This is a genomic window from Streptomyces viridifaciens (assembly GCF_001888885.2).
Lineage (GTDB): Bacteria > Actinomycetota > Actinomycetes > Streptomycetales > Streptomycetaceae > Kitasatospora > Kitasatospora aureofaciens.
In genome coordinates, this window is record NZ_CP090841.1 from 6,057,258 (window position 1) to 6,082,473 (window position 25,216).

General features: G+C 68.9%; 16 protein-coding genes. 6 read left to right on the forward strand and 10 right to left on the reverse strand.

What is annotated here, in order from left to right:
* Window positions 1-8: 8 nt before the first annotated feature.
* A complete protein-coding gene (gene rpe / locus BOQ63_RS34530) occupies window positions 9-692 on the forward strand; it encodes a ribulose-phosphate 3-epimerase (protein ID WP_030287294.1) in 684 nt (227 codons plus the stop codon).
* Between the two features lie 96 nt (window positions 693-788).
* Window positions 789-1,100 (forward strand): hypothetical protein, encoded by a 312-nt coding sequence (locus tag BOQ63_RS34535; protein WP_072655530.1) that lies wholly within the window; start codon window positions 789-791, stop codon window positions 1,098-1,100.
* Between the two features lie 31 nt (window positions 1,101-1,131).
* Here BOQ63_RS34535 and BOQ63_RS34540 read toward each other — a convergent pair whose 3' ends face one another.
* From BOQ63_RS34540 to BOQ63_RS34565, 6 genes are all read right to left on the reverse strand, one after another.
* Window positions 1,132-3,378: a UvrD-helicase domain-containing protein gene (locus BOQ63_RS34540; protein WP_072655531.1), complete on the reverse strand. Its 2,247-nt coding sequence runs from the start codon at window positions 3,376-3,378 to the stop codon at window positions 1,132-1,134.
* Window positions 3,375-10,256 carry a DEAD/DEAH box helicase gene (locus BOQ63_RS34545; RefSeq protein ID WP_072655532.1) on the reverse strand — a complete coding sequence of 2,294 codons (6,882 nt, stop codon included), beginning with the start codon at window positions 10,254-10,256 and terminating at the stop codon, window positions 3,375-3,377. Before BOQ63_RS34545 ends, BOQ63_RS34540 begins: the two co-directional genes overlap by 4 nt.
* A 71-nt stretch (window positions 10,257-10,327) precedes the next feature.
* A complete protein-coding gene (locus BOQ63_RS34550) occupies window positions 10,328-10,801 on the reverse strand; it encodes a hypothetical protein (protein ID WP_072655533.1) in 474 nt (157 codons plus the stop codon).
* Window positions 10,802-10,805: 4 nt separating this feature from the next.
* The gene (locus tag BOQ63_RS34555) at window positions 10,806-12,068 is read right to left on the reverse strand and encodes an amidase domain-containing protein (protein WP_072655534.1); all 1,263 of its coding nucleotides are present in this window, start codon (window positions 12,066-12,068) and stop codon (window positions 10,806-10,808) included.
* A gap of 2 nt (window positions 12,069-12,070) precedes the next feature.
* The gene (locus BOQ63_RS34560) at window positions 12,071-12,391 is read right to left on the reverse strand and encodes a type VII secretion target (RefSeq protein WP_072655535.1); all 321 of its coding nucleotides are present in this window, start codon (window positions 12,389-12,391) and stop codon (window positions 12,071-12,073) included.
* A 160-nt stretch (window positions 12,392-12,551) separates the two neighbouring features.
* Entirely contained in the window at window positions 12,552-13,001 is a 450-nt protein-coding gene (locus BOQ63_RS34565; RefSeq protein ID WP_072655536.1) for an ATP-binding protein, read from the reverse strand.
* A 127-nt stretch (window positions 13,002-13,128) separates the two neighbouring features.
* Between BOQ63_RS34565 and BOQ63_RS34570 the strand changes: the two genes are divergently transcribed.
* The 4 genes from BOQ63_RS34570 (at window position 13,129) to BOQ63_RS34585 (ending at window position 16,774) form a co-directional block, all read left to right on the forward strand.
* Entirely contained in the window at window positions 13,129-14,661 is a 1,533-nt protein-coding gene (locus BOQ63_RS34570) for a hypothetical protein (protein WP_072655537.1), read from the forward strand.
* Window positions 14,662-14,794: 133 nt separating this feature from the next.
* Window positions 14,795-15,652 carry a helix-turn-helix domain-containing protein gene (locus BOQ63_RS34575; RefSeq protein WP_454131828.1) on the forward strand — a complete coding sequence of 286 codons (858 nt, stop codon included), beginning with the start codon at window positions 14,795-14,797 and terminating at the stop codon, window positions 15,650-15,652.
* Window positions 15,653-15,767: 115 nt separating this feature from the next.
* Window positions 15,768-16,580, forward strand: a complete 813-nt coding sequence (locus BOQ63_RS34580; protein WP_223886119.1) for a helix-turn-helix domain-containing protein — start codon at window positions 15,768-15,770, stop codon at window positions 16,578-16,580.
* Window positions 16,577-16,774, forward strand: a complete 198-nt coding sequence (locus BOQ63_RS34585; protein WP_072655540.1) for a DUF397 domain-containing protein — start codon at window positions 16,577-16,579, stop codon at window positions 16,772-16,774. The genes BOQ63_RS34580 and BOQ63_RS34585 overlap by 4 nt, the downstream gene beginning before the upstream one ends.
* 15 nt (window positions 16,775-16,789) lie before the next feature.
* On the opposite strand, the gene BOQ63_RS34590 is transcribed toward BOQ63_RS34585, so the two are convergent.
* The 4 genes from BOQ63_RS34590 to BOQ63_RS34605 are packed head-to-tail and all read right to left on the reverse strand — an operon-like array spanning window position 16,790 to window position 25,214.
* Window positions 16,790-17,713: a hypothetical protein gene (locus BOQ63_RS34590; RefSeq protein WP_072655541.1), complete on the reverse strand. Its 924-nt coding sequence runs from the start codon at window positions 17,711-17,713 to the stop codon at window positions 16,790-16,792.
* Window positions 17,714-17,771: 58 nt separating this feature from the next.
* On the reverse strand, window positions 17,772-18,914 hold the full coding sequence (locus tag BOQ63_RS34595; protein WP_072655542.1) for a DUF3696 domain-containing protein: 1,143 nt from the start codon (window positions 18,912-18,914) through the stop codon (window positions 17,772-17,774).
* Window positions 18,907-20,127: a DUF262 domain-containing protein gene (locus BOQ63_RS34600; protein WP_223886120.1), complete on the reverse strand. Its 1,221-nt coding sequence runs from the start codon at window positions 20,125-20,127 to the stop codon at window positions 18,907-18,909. The genes BOQ63_RS34595 and BOQ63_RS34600 overlap by 8 nt, the downstream gene beginning before the upstream one ends.
* Window positions 20,124-25,214 (reverse strand): restriction endonuclease, encoded by a 5,091-nt coding sequence (locus BOQ63_RS34605; protein WP_072655543.1) that lies wholly within the window; start codon window positions 25,212-25,214, stop codon window positions 20,124-20,126. The genes BOQ63_RS34600 and BOQ63_RS34605 overlap by 4 nt, the downstream gene beginning before the upstream one ends.
* Between the last annotated feature and the right edge of the window lie 2 nt (window positions 25,215-25,216).

Here is a 25,216-nt window from a genome sequence, read left to right on the forward strand (position 1 = left end):
AGTCGGTCATGGCCCAGATCAACCCCAGCATCCTGTCCGCGGACTTCGCCCGGCTCGCCGACGAGGCCGAGGCCGTCCGGGGTTCCGACTGGCTGCACGTGGACGTCATGGACAACCACTTCGTGCCGAACCTGACCCTGGGCATCCCGGTGGTCGAGTCGCTCGCCCGCGCCACCGACATCCCGCTCGACTGCCACTTGATGATCGAGGACCCGGACCGCTGGGCCCCGCAGTACGTCGAGGCCGGGGCCGGCTCGATCACCTTCCACGTCGAGGCCGCCGCCGCGCCCGTCCGACTGGCCCGCGAGATCCGCGCCAAGGGCGCCCGCGCCTCGATGGCGCTCAAGCCGGGCACCCCGATCGAGCCGTACGAGGACCTGCTGCCCGAGCTCGACATGCTGCTGATCATGACGGTCGAGCCCGGCTTCGGCGGCCAGGCCTTCCTGGACATCATGCTGCCGAAGATCCGCCGCACCCGGGAGCTGATCGCCAAGCACGACCTGGAGCTCTGGCTGCAGGTCGACGGCGGCGTCTCCGCGGCCACCATCGAGCGCTGCGCCGAGGCCGGCGCGGACGTGTTCGTGGCCGGTTCGGCCGTGTACGGCGCCGAGGACCCGGCCCAGGCCGTCCGCAACCTGCGCGAGCTCGCCGACAAGGCGTCGGCGGAAGCCTGGTGGACCTGCGAGCACTGAGGCGCCCGCTCCCGCGGTCCGTTCGGGTGGCCGGGTACGGGTGGAGGAACGCCGCACCGTGGCGGATGATCGGTGCCGACGTCCTCCGGTCCCGCGATGAGCAACCTCGACCCCGAGTTCGAGTACGCCGCCCCTGACCCTGAAGGACGGCAAGGATGCGGCCGGGGCCCGGGCGGGCCCGGTGTCGCCAGCGGAACGCTCATCGTCCCCTGCCAGGGCAAGGACATCTTCTTCACTCCCAGCGGCGGCTACGAACGTCCCGCCCTGTTCCCCGATAAGGCGATCGGCTGCGAGCCGAGCCTCTGGTCACCTGACCGCCTCCTCCGGCTGCCGGTTACCGACCGGCAGCCGGAGGAGCGTGTGAACCTCCCAGGGCACGTTTCTTCCTGCTGGCTGTTCAGTCGGTAGAAGCCGAGGACGCCCGGCGTCGTGAGGTGGCTCAGGACGCGAGAACGGGCTTCAGGAAGGGACTCGGCTCGCCGTGCCAGAAGATGTCGACGCTGTCCCTGGCACGGGTCACCGCGACGAAGAGCAGCGAGCGGGCACGCTGCATCTCCCGACGGTACCTGGCGAGGTCCGCCCCCTTGAGGCGGTTCACGTTGTCGCGCGGCACCAACCCGTCGCGGACGCCAGCGATGATCATCCGCTGGTACTCCAGGCCCTTGAACCTGAACATCGTGCCGATGTGGACACCGCTGCCGTTCCTGGGGCCGTCGGGGCCGATCTCCACAGCGGCAATTCCGTGTTGCGCCAGGGTGTAGGCGACCTCTCCCGCCATTTGGTTGGTGGGGACGCAGACGGCGATCTGTTCGAGGGGGATCCGTTCGTCAGGGCGGGCGCTCCAGGCCGCGATGTGCTCGGCGATGCCCACCCGCTCCGCATTCCAGTCGGCGTAGGGGTGCAGCCGCGGAGCGGCACCGTTGAGGACGGACCGGAAACCGGCCAGGGTCTCCTCACCACCGTTGAGATCGTCGAAGGACTCCCCGGTGAGGACGTCCAGTGCCGAGCGCAGGATCTGGCGAGTGGTGCGGTAGCTGAGAGTGAGCTTCGACGAGCGCCCTCGGATGTGGATTCCCAGACTTCCGAGGGTCACCTGGTTCCGGTAGATGCGCTGGTGGGTGTCACCGACCAGGAAGATGTCGTCCTGGCCGCTCGGGACCATCGCCCGGAGCATCTTCCAGTGAGCCGGTCGCAGGTCCTGTGCCTCGTCGACCACGATGTGCTGGTATCGGTGCCGCAACCAGCCGGCGGAGCCGTCCTGGAGATGGATGTTGTCCAGACCGCCGACCTCGGTGCGATGAGCCTCGATCGCGGCGATCCGCTGTTCGCGCTCCACCTCCAGGCGCGCCGCCCGCTCGGTCACCTGGTCCCACGTCTGTCGTCGGGAGCGGTCCAAACGCTGGGTGAACCGCTCGGCGAGCTGCCAGATTTCGGCGCGCTCGACACGGCCGATGTTGCCCCGACCGGCCCGGCGGGCCCTGAAGTAGTCCGCGCGCGATCCGATCACCTGCCCGAGGATCACCTGCGTCCACTCGTCGTGGAGGAACTCGGCGTCCCACGCGGTCTCTCCGAGTTCGTCCAGCAGCGCCTGCCACTCCCGCACGGCCTGGTTGTCGTCGATCGTCTGCTTGGAGTTGCCGGGCTCGGCCTCCCGGACGATCCGGAGGGCGAGCTGGTCGACGTGGCTGATGTCCACCCTGGCCAGCAGCTCCTCTCCACCGAGTTCGAGCAGTCGCGAACGCAGGTCCGCGGCGAGGTTCTTGTTGTAGGTGGTGAGGAGGACGGGCTTGGTGTGGCCCGGAGGAAGCCGGTCGACCAGGTGCTTGACGCGGTGGAGGGCGACGATCGTCTTTCCCGTTCCAGGGCCGCCGCTCACCCGGGCGGGCCCGGAGTAGGTGCGTTCCACCAGCTTGGACTGGGTCGGGTGGAGGAACACCTTCCACCGCCCGAAGTCGCCGCCCCTGAGGACCTCCTCCAGGGCCGCGTCGGAGGTGGTGACCATGGTTGCCGGCCGTTCGGCGGCGGCCTGGAAGTCCTCCGGGTCGACCGGTTCGGGAGCCGCGACCGGCGTCGTGACCTGGTCGAGGATGCTGTCGAAGTCCTTGCCGTCGATGATGGCCAGCAGCACTTCACCAGTGAGCTGCGGGGCGTATTCGACGAGACCGAGGAGCTGGTCCTCGGTCGTGAGCGTCCGGATGACGGGGAGGAGCGGCGCGGCGACCCCGAGGTCGCTCAGCTGTTCATCGGACCACTCCGCGAAGAGTCCCCGGGGCGCGGTCGGTTCGCCCGTGTGCGGAACCGCCGGGGGCCGGGCCGGAGCCAAGCCGCGAAGGATGCTCTCCTCCACTACCTGGAGGTCGACGTACTCGATGCCACCGGTGATGTGGTTGATCCCGTAGGCGAGCCGGTCGAGGTTCTCGTAGACGTCCTTGCGGTGCTTGACAGCGACGATCAGCCAGTCGTCGTCGGCCAGGCGTAGCAGCAGGGCACGGTGATCGTCGTTGACCCGGGCGGACCAGAGCCTGCTGTCGCCCTTGAGCTGCTGGAGTTTGAGGCCGGTGGCGTGTGGGTTCGCCTTGAACTTGTGCTGGAAGTCGTAGAGGGCGCCCTTGACCGAGCGGGGGAGTTTGAGGATCTCCTTGTCCGCCTTGTCCAGCAGGCGAAGGGTGATTCCCGGCGTCTTCATCGTTCTGACTCTCCGTCGTTGGTCGTTCCGTCTCGTCGGTGTTGTGGCTCGGTGAGGGTGCCGCCCTGCGGGCCGAGCCGCTCGACGAGATCCCGGGAATCCCAGCTCACGGCGGGGCGGACGTCCCATCCTGCGGCGCGGAAGGCCTTGTCGCGGTCCTGGGCTTCGTAGTCCGGCTCTCCGCCAGCCGAGCGCGGGGCGAGGACGACGCCGATCCGCTGTTCGGGCCAAGCGAGTTCGGCCTGCCAGCCGTTGCTGTCGAGCTCGTAGCCGTCCTTCGGGGCAGGGGCGCCGGCCTCGGCGAGGAGGTGTGCGAGCTCGGCGATTCCGGCCTCGTCCGGGTCGAGGAACTCGATCACCCGGGTCCATGCCGCATCGGGCTCGGCAGCCGGGACGGGAGCTGGAGGCGCAGAAATCGGACCCTCAGGGACGACCTCCGTACCCGGTGCCTGTTTTGTGGCTGCCTGTCGGGTGGCCGCCAGCCATCCCTGGCCGCCGCCCGGTGCGAGCACTTCGACGGAGAAACCGCCGAGGAGGCTCGTCGTGAGCTGGACGCTGTCGCCGCCGCCGTGCTCCAGGAACTGCAGCAGGTTGGTCCAGAACAGCCAGGAGCGCCAGCGTTGCTTGTGCGACACCTCGTCATCGTGCGCACGTGCGCCGTCGTCGAGGACGGCGAGGGCGCTCCAGACCGGTGGCTTGTGGCGTCCGTCGGCCACCAGGACCAGCCGGAGGCCCGAGCCGTCCGGAACGGTGATGACCTGCACCGGTCCCCGGGGACCGGCAGGTGCTCCGCCGTCGAGGGCCGCACGGACCTGCGGTCCGACCGCATCGGCCGCCAGAGCTGCGGCGCGGGCCCCCTTGACTCCGGTAAGCCCTGCTGCGGCGGCCTCCGCGCGCCACTGCCACCGGGTGGCATCCGGCGATCGCAGGTAGGCGAGCAGCAGGTTCGCCGGGTTGATCCACACGGTCTCGGAGAGTTCACCGGGGAGGCCGCCGCGAACGTTGGCGTAGTACTTCCGTGCCCTCTCCTCCCCGTCACCGCCCGACCCGTAGAGCCGCCGGACCGGAGCGGTCGGGCCGCCGCCGGCGTGGCCGTGGTCGGTGACGCGGCGACGCCAGTCCTTGACGTCGAAGTAGGTGAGCTGGAACACGCGCAGGCCGTCCGCCCGGAGCCGGGCGCGCTTCACGGCGTCGTCCGCCAGTCGGTTGTGCCGCGGGCCGGCGTGGTACTCGTAGCCGTCGAGGTAGACCGCGAGGCGTGGACCCGGGGCGTCGAGCCGTTCGAAGAGGACGTCCGGGCGGGTGCCGTCCAGAGCCCTTTGCTGGGAGACCCGCCAGCTCACGGTGGAGCCGTCGTCGCCGGTCAGGCGGAGTTCGAGGGAGTACGTCCCGGCAGAGGTCGTGTAGGCGTCCGCGCTCGCTCGTGACTCGGGCAACCGTGCCCAGTCCCTGAGGGTGTCGACGAACATGATCTCGAGATCGCTCTCGGCCTGCTGTTCCAGGGAGATGTGGCGCGTGGTCGCGACCGGCGACGTCTGCCAGCGTTCCCCGTCCGCACCGAGCAGGTCGTCGAGCATCTGTCGGACCTCGCTCCGGCTGACCTTGTCGTAGTCCGTGGCCGGCACGCGGCGCAGTAGGCAGCGGTGACAGCCGTCCTGGCCCTTCTCCCGGCAGGGGCAGCTTTCGATGACGTCGCGTGCCCTGAGCAGGACCTCCTTGAAGCCTTCCGCCGAGGCCAGCCGGTGCAGGTAGCCGGTACCGCCCGGAAGGCGGTCGTAGACGACCAGGAAGCGCTGGGGCCAGTCGGAGTCACTGCCGTCGGGCATCGAGGCGGGCGCGATGTCGATGTGGTCCGGATCGCCGCCGTAGCGTGCGGCTATGCCGACGAACAGCGCCGCGGTGAAGGACGCCAAGCGCTCCTTCGCACGCGCCACGGACGCGGGCAGCAGGATCCGCACGGCCTCGGTGGTCAACTCGTGGGCGAGCAGCAGGGGTACGTCCTGCGGCTCGGCCCGGCCGGATCCGGCGGGCTGCTGCGCCCTGCGGCGGGGGCACCAGAGCAGGTGATGGGCGCCGGCCCTGGAGGGAGCGCTCAGGGACTGGGTGAGGGCGTCGGCCGGGGCGTCGACGACGGGACGGCCGTCGGCCGTCGCACCTCCGCAACTCGTGCAGACGAAGAACGGGTTGAGACGGACGTCCTCACCGGCGACGGGTACGGTGCTGCTGCCGTCCTGGCGGTCGACGCCCAGGTTGAGCGTCCGCACGACGGCACGGCGGGCGAAGTCCACCCCGAAGGTCGCCTTGTCGTGGCGCCACGAACCGGGGGCGAGCTGGTCCGGGTCGATGTCGACGGCGGTGAGGACCGAGTAGCGTCGACGCTCCCGCTCGTCCCTGTCGTCGCGGACCCGGGCGTCGTCCCGCTTGTCGCGGGCCACCACCTGCCGCGGCTGCAGCACGTACTGCACGCACCCGGCGTCCGCGATCGCACGGCTGCCGCAGCGCGGGCACGGGTCGGTGTCGGTGAGCGCGTTCTCGGTGCGGACGAATCCGCAGGACGGGCAGAGCCGCCAGACGGACCAGGCCCGTCGCTCGGGGCTGCCGATGTCCAGGGCGCGCACCACGTGTCGGTAGCCGTTGACGTAGAAGCTGCTGCCGGGCGCGAGTTCGGTGAGGGCGAGCCGACGGGAGCGGTCGTAGCTGCGGACCTCGCTGCGGTAGACCCGGGGAGTCCCGTTCGCCGAGTCCCCCGGGGTCGCGGTGGACCCGTCCGGCTCGGACGGGTCCTCCCGCCAGTAGAGGGTGGCTTCGAGCTTGGTGGTCGTGTCGGCGAGGCTGTAGTTCGGCAGGAGTCCGAGCTCGACCAGCGTGCCGTGGGCGCTCGCCCGGTTCAGCGTGCCCAGGAGATCGGCGGTGCTGCGCAGTTCGGCGCGCAGTTCCCGCCGTTCGCGGTCCTGTTCCGGGTCGGTCGGTACCAGGGCGTCAACGGCCGTGTTGATGGCCGCGAGGCGTCGCTTCAGCTCCTCGCGGCGGAGAACCCAGGCTTCCTCGGCCTCCTGTAGGCAGCGGGCGATGCCACCGGTGGCGTAGGACCGCAACTCGTCGGCAGCATGGTCGGATACGCCGGCGTCGTCGTCCCGGCCGGTGCCGCGCGGGAAGAGTGCCAGGAACTCCTCCACCAGGGCCTTTCCGTGGGTGAGCGCCGCGTCGGCCAGGTCCTGGCACCAGCCGGTGGTGCCGAACAGTGCCGACACCAGCCTGGGCACGGGCGGCAGTTGCTCACCGTCGGCCGTGGTCAGCTTCCCGGCGGCGGCCAGGTCGAGCAGCCGTGCCGTGTACTGGCGGCGGAGGATTTCGACGGCCGACAGGTAGCAGCCCGGCGGCACGATGTCGCCGGCGATCATCTCGCGCGGATCGTCGAGGTAGTACAGGTCGCGGGCCCTGCGGCCGCCGAACGCGACGACGAGCGCGTTGCCGGTCTGCCTGCCCGCGCGGCCCGCCCGCTGGACGTAGTTCGCCGGCCCGGCGGGCAGGGAGCCGAGCAGGACGGCGGACAGGTCACCGATGTCGATGCCGAGTTCGAGTGTCGGCGTGCAGGACAGCACGTTGGGGTCGGTGTAGTGCGTGCCGGAGCGGAACGCCCGCTCGACCCGCTCCCGCTCGGGGCGGGTGAGCATGCCGGTGTGTTCGGCGGTGACCACGCGGAAGGTGCCGCCGGTCAGGTACAGACGCCGGTAGTAGTCGTCGGTGTAGTCGCGTTCCTGGACGCCGCCGAAGCCGGACGTGGTGCCACCGGTGCGGGAGGCGCCGTACCGGGGCGGGGTCAGGAATCCCTTGCAGCGGTAGCGCGGGCACGGGTGCCCGTACCAGCGGGTGCGCCGCTCGGGCGGCACGACCTGCTGCCAGCCGCAGTCATCGCAGCTGACGAAGGCCTTGTTGACGATCGAGTCGCTGAGCAGCCGGACTTCGATGTGTCCCGGCTGCAGTCCGTAGACACGCGTGCTGCGGTCCTGTGCCGTGCGGACGGCCAGGACCTGTTCGTCGGCGAGCACGGGAAGCAGGCGGTGCAGGTACTCGGTGGCACCGGCGGAGTCCAGCCCGAGGCACCGCCTGGTCCAGTCCTGGTACCAGCCTCCGCGGCCCGACACCGTGTCGAAGTGGGACTTGTCCTTCTGCCCGTCGAGCAGGAACCGGGGCGGTGCCATCCCGTCGGGGAAGGCCGGCATGCCGTCGGGACGGCCGCCCCAGATCTTGAACCGGGTGACGCCCGCGTCCTTCATCCACGGCTCCAGCCAGCGGTGCCGCACCCCGCCGCGCTGTCGCAGGCGTTCCAGCAGGCCGCGCACGTAGGCGACGTAGCGCTCCGAGGTCGGCATCGAGTCGGCGGCGATCAGCTGTCCGGGCAGGGCGAGGTGCAGGTCACGGGCGAGAGCGGCGACGCGTTCGGGGTCCTCAAGAACGACCTCGGCGGCGGCCGTGCGGGTGAGCTCCAGGGTGCGCCCCAGCCTGGAGCGGAGGCCGAACTCCATGACGGTGGCGAACGCCAGCCGCTCGCCGATCAGCTTCCAGGTGCGGGCGTCACCGGTGCCGCGTCCGGACAGCAGCCGGTCCACGCCGGCCTCGTCGTGCAGGTCGGGCGGGACGACGGCGACGAGCGTGCCGGGGTCGTCCACCGAGTCCAGGACGTTCCCGATCAGGTCGTTCAGCGGAAGCGGTGCACCGGAGTCCTCCAGGTTGTGCGCCAGCAGCGACCGGAGGGAGAACTTGTAGGAGGCGTTGGCGATGTACCCGGCCCGGTGGGCCGCGTCCTGGGTCGAGTCGTTGAAGACCAGGGTCTTGCGCTCTTCGGGGACGAGGGCGATGTCGCCACCGGTGAACAGCTGGGTGACGGTCGCCGAGGCGAGGGCTGCCAGAGCCGTGCCGAGGAAGCGGATGCCGTTGTCGGTGTTGCACGCAGGGCAACGGTCGTCCACGGCCGCCTTGTCAGCGGTCTTCTTGTCCAGGACGGCCAGGGCGAACCAGGCGTCCAGCAGGTCGCCGTCGTCGGCGGCGACCGGCATGCGGTAGGTGCCCTGCGCCCCGTCGAGCACGACGACGGAGAGCGGGTCGACCCCGCCGCTCGCAGGCCGGGAGCCGGTGAGCGCGGCGAGTGCTTCCTGCTTCTCCGCCCGGGTGGCGGAGATGAAGTAGCGGATGCGCCGCTTATCCCGCCCGAGGCCCGCCCGCCAGATCTTGTCGTGGGCCATCACCAACCGCTGCGGATCGGCTTCCGGGGAGAGCGCGGCCCACCCTGAACGCCCGCAGTTGCGGCAGTAGACGGCCGGAAGGTGCACCTGGGCCGGGCGGACGGCGGTGTCCGAGCCGGGCAGCGCTGCGGGCCGCTGCGATCCGCTCGACGGCCAGCCGCCGGACGGGGATTCGCCGTCCTCGCTGTCCACCGGCAGGGCCGCGGCCGCACTCCGGCGGGCGGCCGTCCGGTCGTCCTCGTACCAGCGGAACTCCGGTGCGCCGCCGAGGCCGCGCAGCACCCTGGTCACCGGCCGGACCCACAGGTGGGCCTCCACGTGGAGCAGGGGGCGTGGTCGTCGCTCGTCGGAGTCCGGGTCCCGTGCGGCGGACAGCAGGGCGACGAAGCGGGAGAGCGCCTGCAGCACGAGCCGCGGGTTCTCCCGCGCGGTACGGCCCCACGTGTAGCCGAAGCGCGCCAGGCGGTCACGGAGACCCCACTCGTCGAGCGGCTCGCCGTTGAGCAGGGTCAGGACCCCGTGGGTGAAGTCGTGGCGCCGGAGCATCCGGCCGATCTGGAAGGCGTCCAGCCCGGGGCGCCCCAGCATGCGGGTGGCGAGCCCGTTCAGGTCCAGCAACTTGGGGTTCGACTCCACGCCCGGGCCACCCGAGGCGGTGATGACCTCCTGCGGGGTCGGAGGTTCGGGAAGCTCGTAGTCCACCGCGCCGGTGAACTCCTCGGCGGTCATCCGTTCTTCGCCGACCAGGGTGTCCGGCGTGAAGGGCATCCCGAACACCTGGGCGGCGACGTCCAGGATCCCGCCGGCCTGCGCACCGGGGCGGCCTTCGCCGAGAGTCGCCGAGGTGGCCACCGGGCAGATCGACCCGAGCGGGCTGCCCGGGCGGGTGGCGCCGACGACCGCGGCCAGTCGGCGCAGCAGCATCGCGACATCGGTGCCCTGCGCTCCGTCGTAGGTGTGGAATTCGTCCAGGACCACGTGGGTGATCTCGGCACCCTCCCACAGGGCGTGGTCCTCGCCGCGCTGGAGGAGCAGGTCGAGCATCTTGTAGTTGGTGATCAGCACGTCCGGCGGCGAGACCCGCATCTCCTCACGACGCGTCATCACCCGCCGGAAGTCGGTGTCCGGACGGTCGCCGATGTAGAGCCCGGCCGTGACCTCCGCCAGCTCCGGCTGCGCCAGGTAGTCCCCGATGCGTCCGGCCTGGTCGGTCGCCAGGGCGTTCATCGGGTACAGCAGCACGGCCTTGACCCCGCGCCGACCGCGGGCCTTCTCCCGCCGGCAGTGGTCGAGCACGGGGACGAGGAACGACTCGGTCTTCCCCGAGCCGGTGCCCGTCGTCACCAGCGTCGGACGGGCCGGGCCGTGCAGGGTGCTCAGCCGCTCCCACGCCTTGGCCTGGTGCCGGTACGGCGGAAAGCCGGGCTGCCACTCGAGGTGCCGCTGCCAGCCCTCGTCCGCGAGGTGGAACGGCGTCCTGATGCGCAGGTAGGGCCCGCGGAAGATCCCGGTCTCGGGGTGGCCGAGGAAGCGCTCCAGCGCGCCGCGGGTGTCCTCGTCCGCCAGGGCGTACGTCGTCGTGAGGTACTGCGTCAGACTGCCGCGCAGCTGCGCGGCGGCCAGGGTTGGCCTCACGGCGGACTCCTTCGACGTGCGCTTTCACGGAGCGTGGATCACTTGATCACACCGTATAGTGCGGCACCGACCTATCGGAGCCCGTTCCCACCAGCCGGTTGCCCAAGCGTGACCACCGGCCGGAGCGGTTCGTCGGAGAGCGTGACGGTCAGTGGACCGCTCCCGAAGCAGCTGCTCCGTTGCGGGCCGGTGTCGTGGGCGGCGGTCTGCGCAAGGGCGTACTGGAACGGGAGGCCGATGGCCGCCGCCGGGAGGAGGACGCAGAGCAGGCCGTGCCCGAGGGTGAGCCGCAGTGCTTTCCGCCGCACGGCAGTGAAGACCTGCCAACCACCCCAGCAGAGCGCGCCGACTCCCAACGCCAGGCCGGCCCAGGCCAGCGGCAGGACGTAGGCCGGGGCACCGGGACTGTCGTGGCACCGGCTGACGAGCGCATGGACGTCGCCGTCCGCGATGACCGTGGGCACGGTGCACAGCCAGCTCACGCAGGCGAGAAGCAGTGGGCCGCGGGCCCGGAAACGGCGGGGGGAGCGCTGTTCGTCCGACATCGATCTAGTACCAGTCCGGGTTGACGCGGACGAAGTGCAGCTTCTGGTGGCCGCGCTGTTCCTGGAAGGCGTCGATCCGCCCGCCGACGCTGGCGTTCTTCTGGCCGCCGCTGTGCTGGGTGTACCTGATGTCCCCGTCCGGCGTCACGGCCGTGACGACCGCGGTGTGGTGCACGGCGCCCTTCTTGTCCTGGTCGTCCTGGTCGGAGTCCTCCTCGTAGTAGACGATGTCCCCGGGTTTGACCTGATCCGGCGGAACTTCCTCACTGCCGTGGCGCATCAGGAAGTCGTGCATGTTCTGCGCGCCGGCCCAGCTCTTCGAGTAGTCGACGCGCTGGGACAGCCAGTCACCGCCGGCGTCCTCGCTGCGCCCCCAGGTGTCGTCTCCCCGCCAGCCCCAGAGCCCGTCCCCCTTGGCACGGAGGCCACCTTGGCGCAGCGCCTCCGAGGCGAAGTTGGTGCAGTTGTCCCCGAAGACGTCGATGCTCGTGTCGTCCCAGTGGTCCAGTGCCCACTGCACCGTCTTGACGCGGTCGTACTTGGCGTTGGGGCCTCCGCGGAGGCCGACCTTCACGTCGTCGGGGATGCCGGGCAGGTTGGCCAAGGTGACCGGGTCGGAGAGCATCAGCTGCTTGCGCTGGTTGTCGGTCAGAGCCTTCCACCAGTCGGCGACCAGGCGCGGATCCTCACCGCTGGGGATGCCGCCGGTGTACATGGCCAGTTCGGTCTGGGAGGCCTCGCGCTGGAGGGCGTCGAGCGCCTTGCGCGGGTCGGTCTCGCAGGTGGCGGCAGCGAGCTTGCGGAGCTCCGCCGCTGCCAGCTTGTCCGCCTGGGCCGCTTCGCGCAGGGCTTCCTGGAGCATCGCGTTGATCTCCTGGACCGCGTTGTCCGTGGAGGCGTCCGCGCCACCGGAGGCGGAGCGGACCGTGCCGGTGGTCTCGTCGACGGTCAGGCCGTACTGCTTGGCCAGGTCGAGGGCCGAGTTCATGGTCAGCTTCGCCCGGGTGATCGTGGCGCTGAGGGCGTCGAGGACCATGACGACGCCGCGCATGATGTCCGCGCCGGCCTCCAGGATCCGGGCGTGCTCCTCGAGTTTGCGGCCGGCGGCCTCGCCGACGCGGTCCTTCCAGTTCTCCTTGAGCGGGTCGACTCCGTTCGCATGGATGTCGTTGACGGCCTGCCAGGCCTGCTTGGAGAGAACGAGCCAGGAGTTGGCGGCGGCGTCCACATCGATGCTGCGGGCGGCCCGCAGTGCCGCGATGTTCATGCTCACTGCCCGGTCCCCTGGAGATCGGTGACGGCAGCGGCGAGGCGACGGGCGGCCTCCTGTTCGGCCTTGTCGTACGAGTGCGCCGAGTTGCGTAGCTGTTCCGCATAGACGTGGAGCTGGTCGAGCGCCGACTTCATGTGGGTCTGCCACGCGGTCGCGCAGTCCTTGAGCGCCGGTCCGGACTCCCAGGCGGTCATGGTGGCCGCAGCGGTGAAGCTGGTGTCGAGCCAGTGCCCGGCGGGTCCGACGGCCGCGGCGGCCGCCTGGAGGCCGGCTGCGGACTGCCGTAGTACGTCCGTACGGATGTGGATGTCGTTCATGTGTCCCCCTACCCCCTGATACGCCCGTGACGACCGGCGTACGTACGGTCATCTTACTGGTTGGTTGGGTCGGGAGGGTGGAAGGACTCATCGACGGTGCCTTGGCCTTGCGGGAGCGTGCGGTCCGTCACGAGGCAATCCGACTGGTCCGCAGGAAGCGTCACCGAGGGCGGCACTCCGCCCAGACGGTCTTGCCCGGGGCCGCCGAGTGTGGGGAGGTGCCCCAGCCGTCGGCCAGGGCGGCGACCAGGAGCAGGCCGCGGCCGGACGCCGCATCGGCCGCAGGGCGGGGGAGGGCGGCCGGCGGCATCCGTTCGGTGCGGGTGTCGGACACCTCGATGCGCAGGGCGTCGGGGTACTCGGCGAGCCGGACGGCGAAGTCCCGGCCGGGGACGCGGCCGTGGCGGACGGCGTTGGAGGCGAGCTCGGCGGTGATCAGCGTCAGGGTCTCGTTGAGCGGGGAGTCGTAGCCGTACCCCCACTCGTCGAGGCGGTGGCAGACGAGCCGGCGCGCGAGCCGGGCGCCGCGCGGGGTGGAGCTGAACCGCATGGCGAACTCCCGGAGGGGAGCGATCGCTTCAGGAGTGTTCGGGTTGCGCAGGGATGTCATGGGCAGGAGCGTGCCGGGCCCGGAGAGGCCGTGACCAGCGGCGACGCGCGTACGGCCGAGCCGTGTACGGCGGTTGGGCGGCGGTGTACACGGGTGTCGAGAAGATCCTTGCGGGTAGGCCGCCGGCATGGGAACGAAGGTGTACGACCAGCGGGTTCTGACGCTGATCGAGGTGCGCGGTGGTGCGCGGGACTGGGCGGAGGCCGAGCAGGTCTTCGAAGGGCACGGCTGGCCGGTGATCGGCCATCATGTGTGCGGGGAAGGGCCATTGCAGGGGGTACTGGATCCAGATCCGTCCTCGCGCGTGTACGAGGTGGAGGTGCGGCTGCCGGGCGCTCTCCACAACTGCGAGCGGGGGGCGAGCCGGAGAGCGCAGAAGGCGCTGCGGAGGGCGCGCCTGGAAACCTATGTGCGCCGGGCCGAGCCGTTGGTACGGGACCGCGAGATGCTGACCGAATGGCAGGCGTACGACGCGTCCTCGCCGTCGATCACCCGATTCCCCCGACTGCGCCACGCTGTGCGGCGGTTCGCGTCCCGCCTGGGCCGTCATGACATCCGGGTGCGCGTCATCGGAACGCGGGGGGAGGCGCCGGGCCTCGCGCGCATGCCCTCGACCTCGGGAGGGGGCGTTGCATCCACCGCCGTTTCGGTTCGACCGCTCGACGGGCGGTGGCGCGGCACCGTGCGCTACTGGCCGGAGGAGGAGACGGAACGACGCAAGGACCGGGTGATCGGCTGGAGCATGGCAGTAGGTATGGCCGCGGTGTTCGCGGCCGGGGCCACCGGAGGCGTTCGGGGCTTCTGGGTCGTGCTCGCAGCGCTGGCCGGTGTCGCCGCGGTGCTCTCCGGGGCACGTCTGTTCCGGGAGGGCCGGGCGGCCGGGGCCGGCATGGCTGCGGCTGCGGCCGGGGCGATGCTGCTGCTGGGGCTCGGCCCCTTGCAGTCGGCGGACCAGAGCTGGAGCGGGCAGCCGGTGCTCGTGTCCACAGGCATCGTGGCGGTGGTCGCGGGGCTGTGGCTCCTGATGCGGCAGTGGAGCTGGGCGGAGTGGGCGGCATGGGTGGTACCGCTGGTCGCGTCGCTGGCCGGTGCCACGCTTCTGGCGTCGGGTTCGGTGCTGCACTCCTTGTACGCCGACAGGCTGTCGCTCAGCCCCGGGGACCTGGACGTGCCACCGATCTGGCAGGTCGTCTCGGCGGTCAAACTGCTGACCTTCCTGAGCTTGGCGCTGGTGCTCCCCGCCTGGTGGGGCTTCGCCAGGCACCGGCATCACAGCTATGCGGGCACGGGAGAGGGGTTCAACGTGGCGATCTATGCCCTGCTGCTGATCGCGATCCTGGCCGGTGTCGCAACCTTGGCGCTGCACTCGGCGGGGCGCGCGGCCGAGCGCACGATTGCCGCTGCGGCGCGTGGTGAGGAGGCTCCGTCCTACTTCGGTGTCGAGCCCAAGTGGGTCTGCGTCGAACCGGCTGAGCCGGTGGAGCGGCTCTCGGGAGAGGGCCCCCGGTTCGACCCCAAGCGGCCGTACCTCTCCTTCGGCGTCGCGCAGGGCATGGCCGTGCTCTGGGACCGGGCGGCGGGCGAGCCTCTCAAGCTGACGGCGCGCCAGGTGCGGCTGGTACCGGCGGAGTCCGGTGCCGTCTGTGGTGCAGGGGGCTGAGGCGGGCGCTTCGCGGATTCGGAGGCGGGGAGTGGTCACCGCGTGCTACCGTCCGGCTACAGATCAATAGTCGACCCCGGCGGTGCGCCAACACCCCGGGGTCAGGCACAAGGAGTAAGGCCTCCTCATGCACGTGCACTTTATCGCGCCCGCACGCTACGTACGGGCGTCACACGAGATCGTCCGCCACCCGCGTCTGCGGGCCACGGCGAAGACGCTGCTGTTGTGGGCGCTCTCGCTGCCGCCCGGCAGCCGGGACACCATCCTCACCATCGGCAAGCGGATGCCCGAAGGGCGCACGGCGGTCGCCCGTGCGCGGGCCCAGCTGATCGAGGAGGGCTACCTGCACGTCCGGCGATCCCAGCACCCGACGAAGGGGACGTGGACGACCCGCGTCCTCGTCAGCAGCGTGCCGCTGACGGAGCCGGACGAGATTGAGGCGGCCTGGCGCGGTTCGGTCCGAAACCCGGCACTCGGTGAGGGGGAGGGCCGGGAGGCCGGCACTTCCCCCAAGGGGGAGAAGAACGAGCGAAAGACCTCCTCCCGCGTGGAGACGGACAGGGAGGCGGCCGGATTGCTCGGGCGGTTGACGGCCCGGGACCGTCGCCTGCGGCTGGGGGCGGCCGAAGTCCTGGATCTCGCACCGCTGGTGGCGGACTGGCTTGCCCGGGATCCGGACGTGGGGCGGCTGCGCGAAGCACTGTTGGAAGGCCTGCCCTCGCATGTGCTGGCCCCGGCAGGCTTCCTACGGGCACGTCTGGAGCGGCGGATGCCGGAGGCCGTCGCCGGGCCTGGTGCAGCCGCCGGTCGCCTGCGGGAGTGCGCGAGTTGCGCGGATCCGGTGGCGGGGGGCGGCGTGGTCTGCCGACGCTGCACGGGAGTTGCATCTCTTGAGGGCGCGCCTGACACAGCCGCCGTCGAACGCAATCGTCGAGGCGTGGAACGCGCACGCAGCCTGTTGCGTGGCGCGATGGTTGCAGCGGCGGCGTAGCGCGGGTGAATTCGCTGGATTCCGGACACTCGGGATGGTTGCCTTCCGTATCGTTCCGCTAGCTGATCGTGTACGGGTGTCCCCGGGTGGGTGTGGCGGGCCGAAGGTGGTCGATGTGGCGGAACAGGACGACGGGGCAGGCCTCCTGCGTGCCTTCGGGCGGCAGTTGAAGCTCCTGCGGGAGCGGGCGGGGCTGTCCCGGGCCCAGTTGGGCGCACGACTGGGGTACGGAGAAGACCTGATCGCCTCGGTGGAGCTTGGGCGGCGAATTCCCCGGCCGGAGCTGATCGACAGAGCGGATCACGAACTGGACGCGGGCGGCGTGCTGATCGCGATGAAGGACGAGGTCGCGCGCGCCCGGTACCCCGCGTTCTTCCGGGACGCCGCCAAGCTGGAGGCGGAGGCGGTGGAGTTGCATGCCTACGACGCCTTGGTGGTCAACGGTCTGCTGCAGACCGACGAATATGCGCGTGCCGTCTTCTCGATGATGCGACCACCGTTGGATGATGACCTCATCGAACAGCGAGTGAGCGCCCGCCTGGCACGCCAGAGCCTCTTCGCCAAGCGGCCTGCTCCCACGATGAGCTTCGTCATCGATGAGTCGGTGCTCCGGAGACCCATCGGTGGCAGCGATGCACAGCGTGGCCAACTGGAGCAGATTCTGCTGATTGGCCAACAGCGGAACGTGGAGATTCAGGTCATGCCGCTGCACCGGCAGCAGAATGCCGGGCTCGCAGGGCCGTTCACCTTGATCGAGACGAAGGATGGGCGCAGGATCGCCTACGTCGAGGTGCAGAACGTGAGCCATGTACACACGGAGCGAGACAAGGTCCGTGGGTTGGAGGTCAAGTACGGAATCCTCCGCGCTCAGGCGCTCACGCCTCACGAGTCCCTGGAGTTCGTCGAGAGGTTGCTGGGAGAGCCATGAAGACTGATCAATCGCTTATGACGTGGGTCAAGAGCAGCTACAGCAGCGAGGAAGGCGGTCAGTGTGTGGAAGTGGCGCTGACAGAAGCTGTCGTTCACGTCCGTGACTCGAAGGACCCGGAGGGGCCGGTCCTGCGCATCGAGCCGGCTGATTGGGCGGCGTTCGTCCGGTTCGCCTCCGCGCGTCGGATCTGACCGGACGGCCTCCTTTCAGGACTCCGCGTCACTACCGAGCTTGTCGCCGACGTAGCCGAGACGGATCGCCCGCTCCTCGGGGACGAGACGGAAGTGCAGCCGTCCCTTCCCCGGGGTGAAGCGGCCGTGCCACGAGAAGCAGCGGTTCTCGCCGTCGAGGTCGGTGAAGGTGCACAGGTGCTGCCGGCTCTGGGACTCCGGGGTGATGTGCGGGTGCTGCCATTTCGGCTCGGGCGAGGTTGCCGGGTCCCAGCCGGCGGCCGTCGCCTCCAGGTCGATCAGCAGTTTGCGGACCGGCCGGTGCCACTTCATGTCGAGGCGGCGGAGGCAGCGCTCGAAACGGGGGATCTTCTGGAGGTGCGGGAAGAACTCGTCCCAGGCGTCGAGGATTTCGGCAGGGGTGGTGAGTGAGGCCGTACCGGCCTCGTGGGCCCAGGCCTTGTGCGCGTCGGCCTCGTCCGGGCTTGAGCAGTGCCGCGCACGGTCGCGGCTGCTTTCGATGCCGTCCTCGGTGAGGTGCTGGATGTCGACGTCCAGCCACGCGGTAGCCCACTTCGCCGATACCGGAAGACTGACGGCCAGGCCATCGGTGAGGTGCGCGAAGGCGACGCCTTCGACGGTGCGGCCGTCGTGCTGGTACTCCACCTCGTCCGGGTCGAGCGTCAACTGGACGGCGTCCCGGAAGGGCGAGCGGCTGCGCAGCGCGAGGAGGTAGCGGTGCCGGTCGCGGTTCTGCCCGCTCGCGTTCACCCACTGCTGGTAGAGGTACCCGCGAGCCAGCTCGGCGGCTGGCAGAGGGCTCTTGGTGACCAATGCGATGCTCTGCCAGCTCTTGAGGTGGCGGAGCGTGTCCACGAAGCCGGCCATCGCGGTGTCCACCTCCCGCGGACCGGACTCGGACTCGCAGGACAGCTCGTTGAGAAACAGTGTCAGTGACACTCCCACCCCTGGGTTTCTGTTGTGGATCGACTGTCAGGACGTGCGCGGGTGCCGGAGGTCAGTCGAGAAGCTTCTCCAGGGAGTTCTCCCACTCGTCGAAGAACCCGGTCGGCCACTCCGAAAGCATGCCGTCCTCGCCCATGACAGGACTGATCACCTCGGCGGTCTGCTCGTGGCGCCGGAAGAAGTGGACGGCCGTGGACGCTGCCGGGATGCGCCCGTCCTTCACGGCGATGCGCAGCCCGTTGAGGACGTGGTCGGAGTGGGTCTCCACGATCACCTGGGCTCCGGCTGCGACGGCGGCCACCGCGAGGTACGCCAGCCAGGTCTGCCCCTGCGGGTGGAGGTGCGCCTCCGGGTTCTCCAGGAGGATCAGGGCACCCGGCTGGGCCGACAGGCAGGCGACGACGATCGGCAGGGCGTAGGTCAGCCCGAAGCCGACGTTGGTCGGACGGTAGCGGTTGGAGGCGGAGATCCCGGAGCCGAAACCGTAGCTGAGGCGCACGCTGTCCGTGCCGTCGATGCCCACCGCTTGGAGGTTGACGCCCGGGCAGAGCCGCTGCATCCACGCGTCGGTCTGGGAGAGGAGAGAAGCGGAACGGGTGTCGTCCAGCCGGAGCGGGCCGGCCGCGACGAGGTCGTCCTGGTGGGCCCGAAGGAAGTTGACGGTGTGTTCGCCCCGTGAGCCGAGGAATCCACGGCCCACGGCGGCCTGGTGGGAACGCGGGTAACTGACGGCCGGGACGATCCGGTCGGCCTTGAGGTACTGGAAGCCGGGCTGGAAGAGCGAGCACTCGTCCGCGTCGTGGGCGTCCAGGCCCATCGGGCAGTCGGTCAACCTCAGCAGGTCGTCCTCACGGCCGTAGGCGGCGCTCCAGGTGTAACGGGTTCCGTCGAACGTCACGGCCAGTGAGATCGTCCGGTCATCCGCGACGGCCGTTGACTCGTGGCGCACGTAGGTGTCGTGGCGCACGTCCTGACCGGTTCCGAGCTCCACCAGTTCACCGTTGAGGAGGAACCCGCCGCCCTCCTCGTAGAGGTGAAGGAACCCGGCGTTGTAGGACTGACGGAGGAGTGCGAGGGACTGGAGGACGGTGCTCTTGCCGGAGGAGTTCAGCCCGGTGAGGAGCGTGAACGGGGCCAGGGCGATGTCCTGGCGGGCGAAGGCCTTGAAATTGGTGATGCCAAGGTGCTCAAGCATCCAGCGTCTCCTGGAAGATCCGGTCCATCTCGCGGAAGCGAAGCCTGACCTTACCGACATCACCGGTACCGGACGACACGGCGTTCACGAAGGCAGGGTCGTCCATGAGCTCCATGAACTTCTTCTCGACGACCGACTGCCGGGCGGCGAGCTCGTTGATTTCGGGGAACGTTCGGTTGGCCAGACAGACCGACTCGGTTTCGAACAGTGCCTTGTTGACCGGAGAACGGCGGTTGTAGCCGGGGAAGCGTTTCCGGAAGGCATGAGCGCCGAAGATGCGTTCGGCCGCGTCCATGGCGAGGAGGAAACGTCCCTCCAAGCCATAGAGCTCCTGCGTGGACAGCGTGTTGATGGTGTGCATGGCGGATCGGAGGAAGCCGTCGAAATCCTGCGAGGCATAGGAATCCGGCGAGTTGAGGCTGAACGCCAGGAAGCGGAGGCACATCTCGCGGTCCGACATCCGTTCCGGGGAGACACTGTTGGACGTCGCACGGAGGAACGGCCTGGAATTGGCGAGCTCGTAGAGGAAGTTCCGGGCCTGGCCGGGGATGAGCGCGTGGCGGAGTTCCTGACGGGTCAGGGGACGGCCGCCCGTGTTGATGCGGGCGAAGATGTTGAACTTCACCTCCTCCGGCGTGCCACGACGGATCAGGAGGACCACGAGCTCGGTCTCCTCGATCCGGGTCTGAAGGCGGCCCGGGAGGTCGCCGAAAGTGCAGCCGTTGAACTCGGTGAGGTACTCCAGGCCGGTGAGGACGAGGGGTTCAGCATCGATGGCATCAGGGTCGACGAAGCGCGCGATGGTCGTGAGGCGTTGAACGCCGTCCACGATCGCCCACGACTCCTCGTCCACCTCGGCGGCATAGAGCGTCGGAAGCGTGATCCGCAGAAGCAGCGACTCGATGAGCCGGCTCTGCGCCTGCGCCGTCCAGATGCCGGCACGACGCTGGAAGTCCGGGGCGAGGTCGATGGTTTCGCGCCGGATGCGGTTGAGGAGCAGAGAGACCGTGGGGGTCCGGGTCTGAACCTCGATCTTGCTGGGATCAAAGGGGCTGGCGATCCGCTCACCGATGTCCTCGGACTCGACGCCGGAGCTCTTTCCGCCGTCGTCGAACTCGACGGGGAGCTGCGTTCCCGGCTCGTCGAGCGCGAACAGGGCGTCCGGCGTGGGGTGCTTGGACTTGCCGCTCGGGAGGCTGTTGCTGTCGGTCACGATCCATCCTCGTCGGGCATCAGCGGGGAGGTCGGCGTCGGCGGGGTCCACCGGCCGGCGGCGATCTCCGCGTCAAGGCGGGCCTGGAAGTGCGCGTGGGCGGCGCGCATCTCGGTCTCGCGGTCGGCCTTGTAGAACGGCGCGGTGTAGCCCTGGGGCGGCGGAACGGTCGCCGGGCTGGCCAGGTGATCGAGGAGAGCCGCGTAGGTCTCCTTGATCTGGCCGTGCCCATATGCGTTGAAGCTGCGGGCGAGCTTGCGCCCGTTCGCATCGAAGTACATCTCTGCCTCGTAATCCGCCATGATCGGATAGCGAGTCCTGTAGATCGCGACTAGCTGATCAGCGGTGATGCCGAGCCAGACGGATACGAGTGCGTCCAGTTCGACGAGAGCTGCACGTCGCTCGTACTCGCTCCGAAGCGGACTATCGTATCGCCAAGCCGAACCAAGATGCGCCGCTAGGGAATTCACGTTTGGCCAATTACAGGCCCAGTTTTCAAGACTGACCCAAGAGGGATTGAATAGCTCTTCCCAGATTGGCGAATAGGCGCCAGACAGGCAGTTGAGGCGCATTGTGCGAAGAAGGAGAGCATGGGATAGCGGGTGCCCTGGCGACGGGGCTGGCATATATATAGCATCGGCCGCATGAAGATTTGCCTTGCCGGTGATGCGCAGAATGTAGTCCAGGGGGAGGGTGGACCAGAATCCCACAGTTAGCGCGGTGGAGAGATTGTCCGTGAGGGCCATGCTGTAAACGGCGTCGATATGTGCGGGGCCAGGGGGGATGAGTGTGGCAAATAGACTGCGCTCGGTATCGAATGGGATCATTTTTCGCCAAGCTAGGCGGAAATATTCCGTGTATGGGCGCCCCGTCCACCGGTCTTGTGCTTTGCTATACGTGGCTGCGTCGCATGCGCGAACGTAATTTGTTCGAGGGACTTCGCGCTTTGAGATTGTCGTGAGATCAAAAGGGGACCAGTCTCGATTGCTCCTGCAAGGGTTGTCGGGCTGCTTATTGAATGGTGTTGATCCAGCGAAGTGAGGCCCCTGGAGGATGAGCTCCTCAAGCTCGGATGGATGACTGGTGGACCAACGAATATAGCCGTCTCGCTTGGCACTGGCCTCGTGGTAACCACTGGAGATTTTTGGGCTGAGCATTTCGAGTCGGTCGGCAAAGGAAGCCAATGCATCGATGGCCCCTTGCTCGGTTTTCAGCACCGGATTGAGGAGGGGGGCTTGGTCTGTCGGGCCCGCGCCACCGGAAATTCGCCGCCAGCTAGTCAGTCGCTCGGTATTGACCAGAATGACGCGGTCACGGTGAGGGCGAGTGTCCCAGTGTCCTTGATGTTTCACGCCAGGAGTAGGACCATTCCCGTCGTGAGTGAGAGATTCAGTCAGGGTGTTGGCTCCGTAGAGCTGGCTGAGGTGAACGAAATTGACTGGGCCCGGCGGGCCGTAAATGTGAAGGCCGAAGTCCTGAGAGCGATTCAAGTCCTCGAATGCCCAGTTCGAAGCGTTGACGAAGCTGGCATGCGCTCTCAAGTGGTGATATGCGGCGGATCGGAGAATTCCTTCTCTGATTCCGCCAAAATGTGAATCTGGATGAATGAGGCCTGTTGTGGAGCTGCTTGACTGATTTTTCCAGGCCTGGATCATGAATGCTCGATACAGATCCGGCTGGGTACCCGCAAGTGTGGGATAGATTGACGATCCCCCAAGCGTTGAAACGATACCAATGTTTGTTGATAGCTCGTCAAGGAAGTATGCGCGATTTTCTTGCCGAGTGTCGGCCAGTGCGGCTGCCTTCCGCAGACGCCAATCCGCTCCGCTCGGTTTATCGGCAAGCATGAACCACGGCTCAAGCTCTGCCAGAACTACATCCTCCTGCCACCTGGGCCGAACCCAAGGCGGGTTTCCAACTTGGATGTCATAGCCACCCCGGCTGAACACCTGCGCGTACTCAAGCTCCCAGTGGAAGAACCCCTGGATATCCGCCGCATCCCGGGCGACCGATGCCCACGGGAAGCGGGACTCCAGCCAGTGGGCGCGGTCCATGCCCATGAGGTCGGGGAGGGCGTCCTCGTAGGGGGTCAGCTCCTCAAGAGTCTCGAAGGCCGACACCAGGGACTCGGCCGGCACCTCATGCGTGCCGAGCAGGGCCTCGGCGAAGTCGAGCCAATCGTCCAGCGATGCGAGGGCGATGACAGAACGCCGTACTTCGCGGATCGCCTCCTTGCGGCGGCCAGTGTTGCGGCGGCGCTCGACCGACTGCCTGGTCAGTTCGCCGGACTCACCGATGCCTCCGAAGAGGTCTTCCGCCTCCCAGGACAGGAGGACCTGCGGTGAGTCCTCCTCGGCAGGCACGGTGACAGGACTGTCTTGTACGCGCTTGTACCGGTCGGCGCTGCCGTCCAGCAGCGCAGCTTCCTGGACCGGCCAGAACCATAGCGCGCACCACGCGTCCATCAGCGTCTTGAGACGCCAATATGGGGTGTCGACTGCGACGAGATCCGCCAGAACGTCCTCCCGCTGGACAGCGATCTCCGGGCTGCGCAGCCACTCCTCCTCGGCGCCCCACACGTCAATGCTGCGGGAGATTTCGCGCTCGGAGATCTCCAGGCGCCGTACCACCAGGCTCCACAGGTACTCAGCTCGCCGCGCAAGGCCTTGCAGACGGGCGATCTGCTTGGCGTTGGGCGACTTGGTGATCGCCCGGCGCCACGCGCCCAGCGCCTTCGCCTCCTCAGGCGCCAGCGCCTTGGCCTCCTTCTCGGCGGCGACCGCTCCCCACTCCTTGGCCGGCAGCAGGAAGTGGTGGACCGCGCCCTCCGGCAGCGGAACCCCGTTCACCGCGTCCGCCAGCGGGAACCGCTCGGGCGTCGTCCCGAGCCAGGCGCCCTTCTTCAGCTTCTCGGCGGGGTACACCTCCCGCCGCCCGCCGATCAGCGAGTTGCCGCGCCGCAGGTGCAGGCCGAACCAGGGCGCTTCCATGCCCGGGTGCATGGTGTTGAGCCACAGTGAGACCTCGGCCAGCTCGACCGCAGTCTCGTTGAGGTCGACCCCGTACGAGTTGTGCAGGGCGATGTACGCCTTCACCTTCTGCAGCTCTACCGGGTACTTCTCCGTGTCGATGGCGACGCCCAGCTCGTCCTGGCGTCGCCGCAGGTACTCAGCCGCCACCTGGTTGATGGCCTCGTTGAGGAACGCGCCCGACCCAAGCGCCGGCTCGCAGATCTTCCAGTCCAGCAGCTCACGGGCCTCGGTGGTCGTCCCGTCCTGGTCGAGGCGGTGCTGGAGGGTGAGCTGCACGGTCACCTTGGTCAGTGACTCGGGCGTGTAGTACGACGCCGAAGTCTGCCGGTCCCGCCCCGACAGCCGGTAGACGAAGGAGCCCGGCTTGTGCCGGACCGGCACCTCCTCGCCGGTGTCCTCGTCCCGAGTCCGCACGAAAACGTTGTCCGGGTACTCGTCGACCTTTGACTTCGGAATGAGCCACGAGCCGTCCTTCGGGTCGCCGCCCTTGGCGACCTCCCACAGCTCCTTGTCCGACACGAAGCCGCTGTACGACATCAGCCCCTCGTACACCGCTCCGAGCTGGTTGATGCCCAGCTGCGCGTAGGAGATGAACCCGCCGCGCTCGCCCTTCCGTCCCTTGGTGAGCATCAGCAGGCGCAAGACCTTGTACAGCGTCGCGTTGCGCAAACGCGTGTCGAGGTAGCGCTCCTCGCCCGTCTCGTCCGCGTCGAAGCGCGGATCGGGTACCGAAGAGGCGCCGATCAGCTTGATGGACTCGGGCTCGAACAGCTTGGAGTGCAGCGGCTCGAACCGCAGCCCCACATCCTCGGAGGCCTTCTCCTCCACCACACCGTGCGTGCGCCGCGGCCGGTAGCCGTCCTGGACCTTGCCGAACAGCAGGTCCAGCGACTCGTACAGGTAGAACCCGCGCCGCGACTTCTCGTCCACCAGGTCCCGCTCGGCGACGAGTTCACCGAGCCGCCCGAGTCCGTACCCCTGTTGGTACTCAGGGTAGTCCGCCGGCAGGATGCCGAGCTCCGGCCGGGCCTCCGCGTACAGGAGGAACAGGATCCGGTACAGATACCGCAACGACTCCCGCGTCAGCTGCTTTCCCAGCTCGGGGAGTTCCATGACGTCCTCGGGCCGGACGCCCTCGTTCTCGCGGATGCGGTCCAGCACCTCGTTGGCGATCAGCTCGACGCTCAGCCGCAGCCCGTCGCGCAGGTCGCTCGACACACCGACCGCGTGCTTGGTGGACTTGTCGACGAGTTCCGCGAGCGGGTTCTCGCCGCCCGCCTCCGGCGTGCGCAGCGAGTCGGCGCCGAACAGGGCCGCCACCGTGTCGAGTTCGCCGCCGGCCTTGGTGTCGTTGCGCTCCAGCGCGCCGTCCAGCGACACCGCGAGGTAGCGGCCCTCGCCCCAGGTCATCCGGTCGGCGAGAACGACGACGCCACCCACCAGCAGCAGGACGTACCGGGGCGCGTCCTCGCACGCGAAGAGGAACGAGGCGAGCTTGGACCCGGTGAGGAGACTGTGCTGCCCGTCGAGCACGAGCGGTTCGAGCAGGCGCCCGGGGCCGTCCGGGTCCAGGGCGGCGTCCGGCTCGGCGGCCCAGCCGCAGTCCAGGGCGATGAGGCCCTTCTCGCTGTGCGCGACCCGCACCTGGTACGCCTGATCCGCCCGCTCGACCGTGATCGCGCCGGGCTTGGCGTCGTAGCCGAGGGCCAGCAGCACCCGGGCGTTGAGCGCCCGCACCCGCTCGCACCAGGCCGGGGAGCCGTAGGTGGCAGTGTCGTCATCCGCCGACGTCCGACCGTCCTCCGCCTCCGGCAGGGCGAAGCCGGCCCGCGAGCGGAAGTACGGCCGCCGCAGGGCGCGCAGGCCGGCCCGGGGGGTGACCGGCAGGGCATCCGGGTCCTGCTCCGCGTCGTCAGCGACAGTGGCAGCCTTCGCCGCCTCCTCGCGCTCCTTCCACACGGCCAGCAGCCCGGACTTGAGGTCCTTGGGCAGCACCTCGGCGAGGTAGTGGGCGGAGAAGTAGTCGCCGCGGTTCACCAGGGAGTCGTACGTCATAA

Bases quoted from the DNA above. Each gene is read 5' to 3' on its own strand.
- rpe (WP_030287294.1), top strand. From the start codon at position 9: ATGGCCCAGATCAACCCCAGCATCCTGTCCGCGGACTTCGCCCGGCTC.
- BOQ63_RS34535 (WP_072655530.1), top strand. From the start codon at position 789: ATGAGCAACCTCGACCCCGAGTTCGAGTACGCCGCCCCTGACCCTGAA.
- BOQ63_RS34540 (WP_072655531.1), bottom strand. From the start codon at position 3,378: ATGAAGACGCCGGGAATCACCCTTCGCCTGCTGGACAAGGCGGACAAG.
- BOQ63_RS34550 (WP_072655533.1), bottom strand. From the start codon at position 10,801: ATGTCGGACGAACAGCGCTCCCCCCGCCGTTTCCGGGCCCGCGGCCCA.
- BOQ63_RS34555 (WP_072655534.1), bottom strand. From the start codon at position 12,068: ATGAACATCGCGGCACTGCGGGCCGCCCGCAGCATCGATGTGGACGCC.
- BOQ63_RS34560 (WP_072655535.1), bottom strand. From the start codon at position 12,391: ATGAACGACATCCACATCCGTACGGACGTACTACGGCAGTCCGCAGCC.
- BOQ63_RS34565 (WP_072655536.1), bottom strand. From the start codon at position 13,001: ATGACATCCCTGCGCAACCCGAACACTCCTGAAGCGATCGCTCCCCTC.
- BOQ63_RS34570 (WP_072655537.1), top strand. From the start codon at position 13,129: ATGGGAACGAAGGTGTACGACCAGCGGGTTCTGACGCTGATCGAGGTG.
- BOQ63_RS34585 (WP_072655540.1), top strand. From the start codon at position 16,577: ATGAAGACTGATCAATCGCTTATGACGTGGGTCAAGAGCAGCTACAGC.
- BOQ63_RS34595 (WP_072655542.1), bottom strand. From the start codon at position 18,914: ATGCTTGAGCACCTTGGCATCACCAATTTCAAGGCCTTCGCCCGCCAG.
- BOQ63_RS34605 (WP_072655543.1), bottom strand. From the start codon at position 25,214: ATGACGTACGACTCCCTGGTGAACCGCGGCGACTACTTCTCCGCCCAC.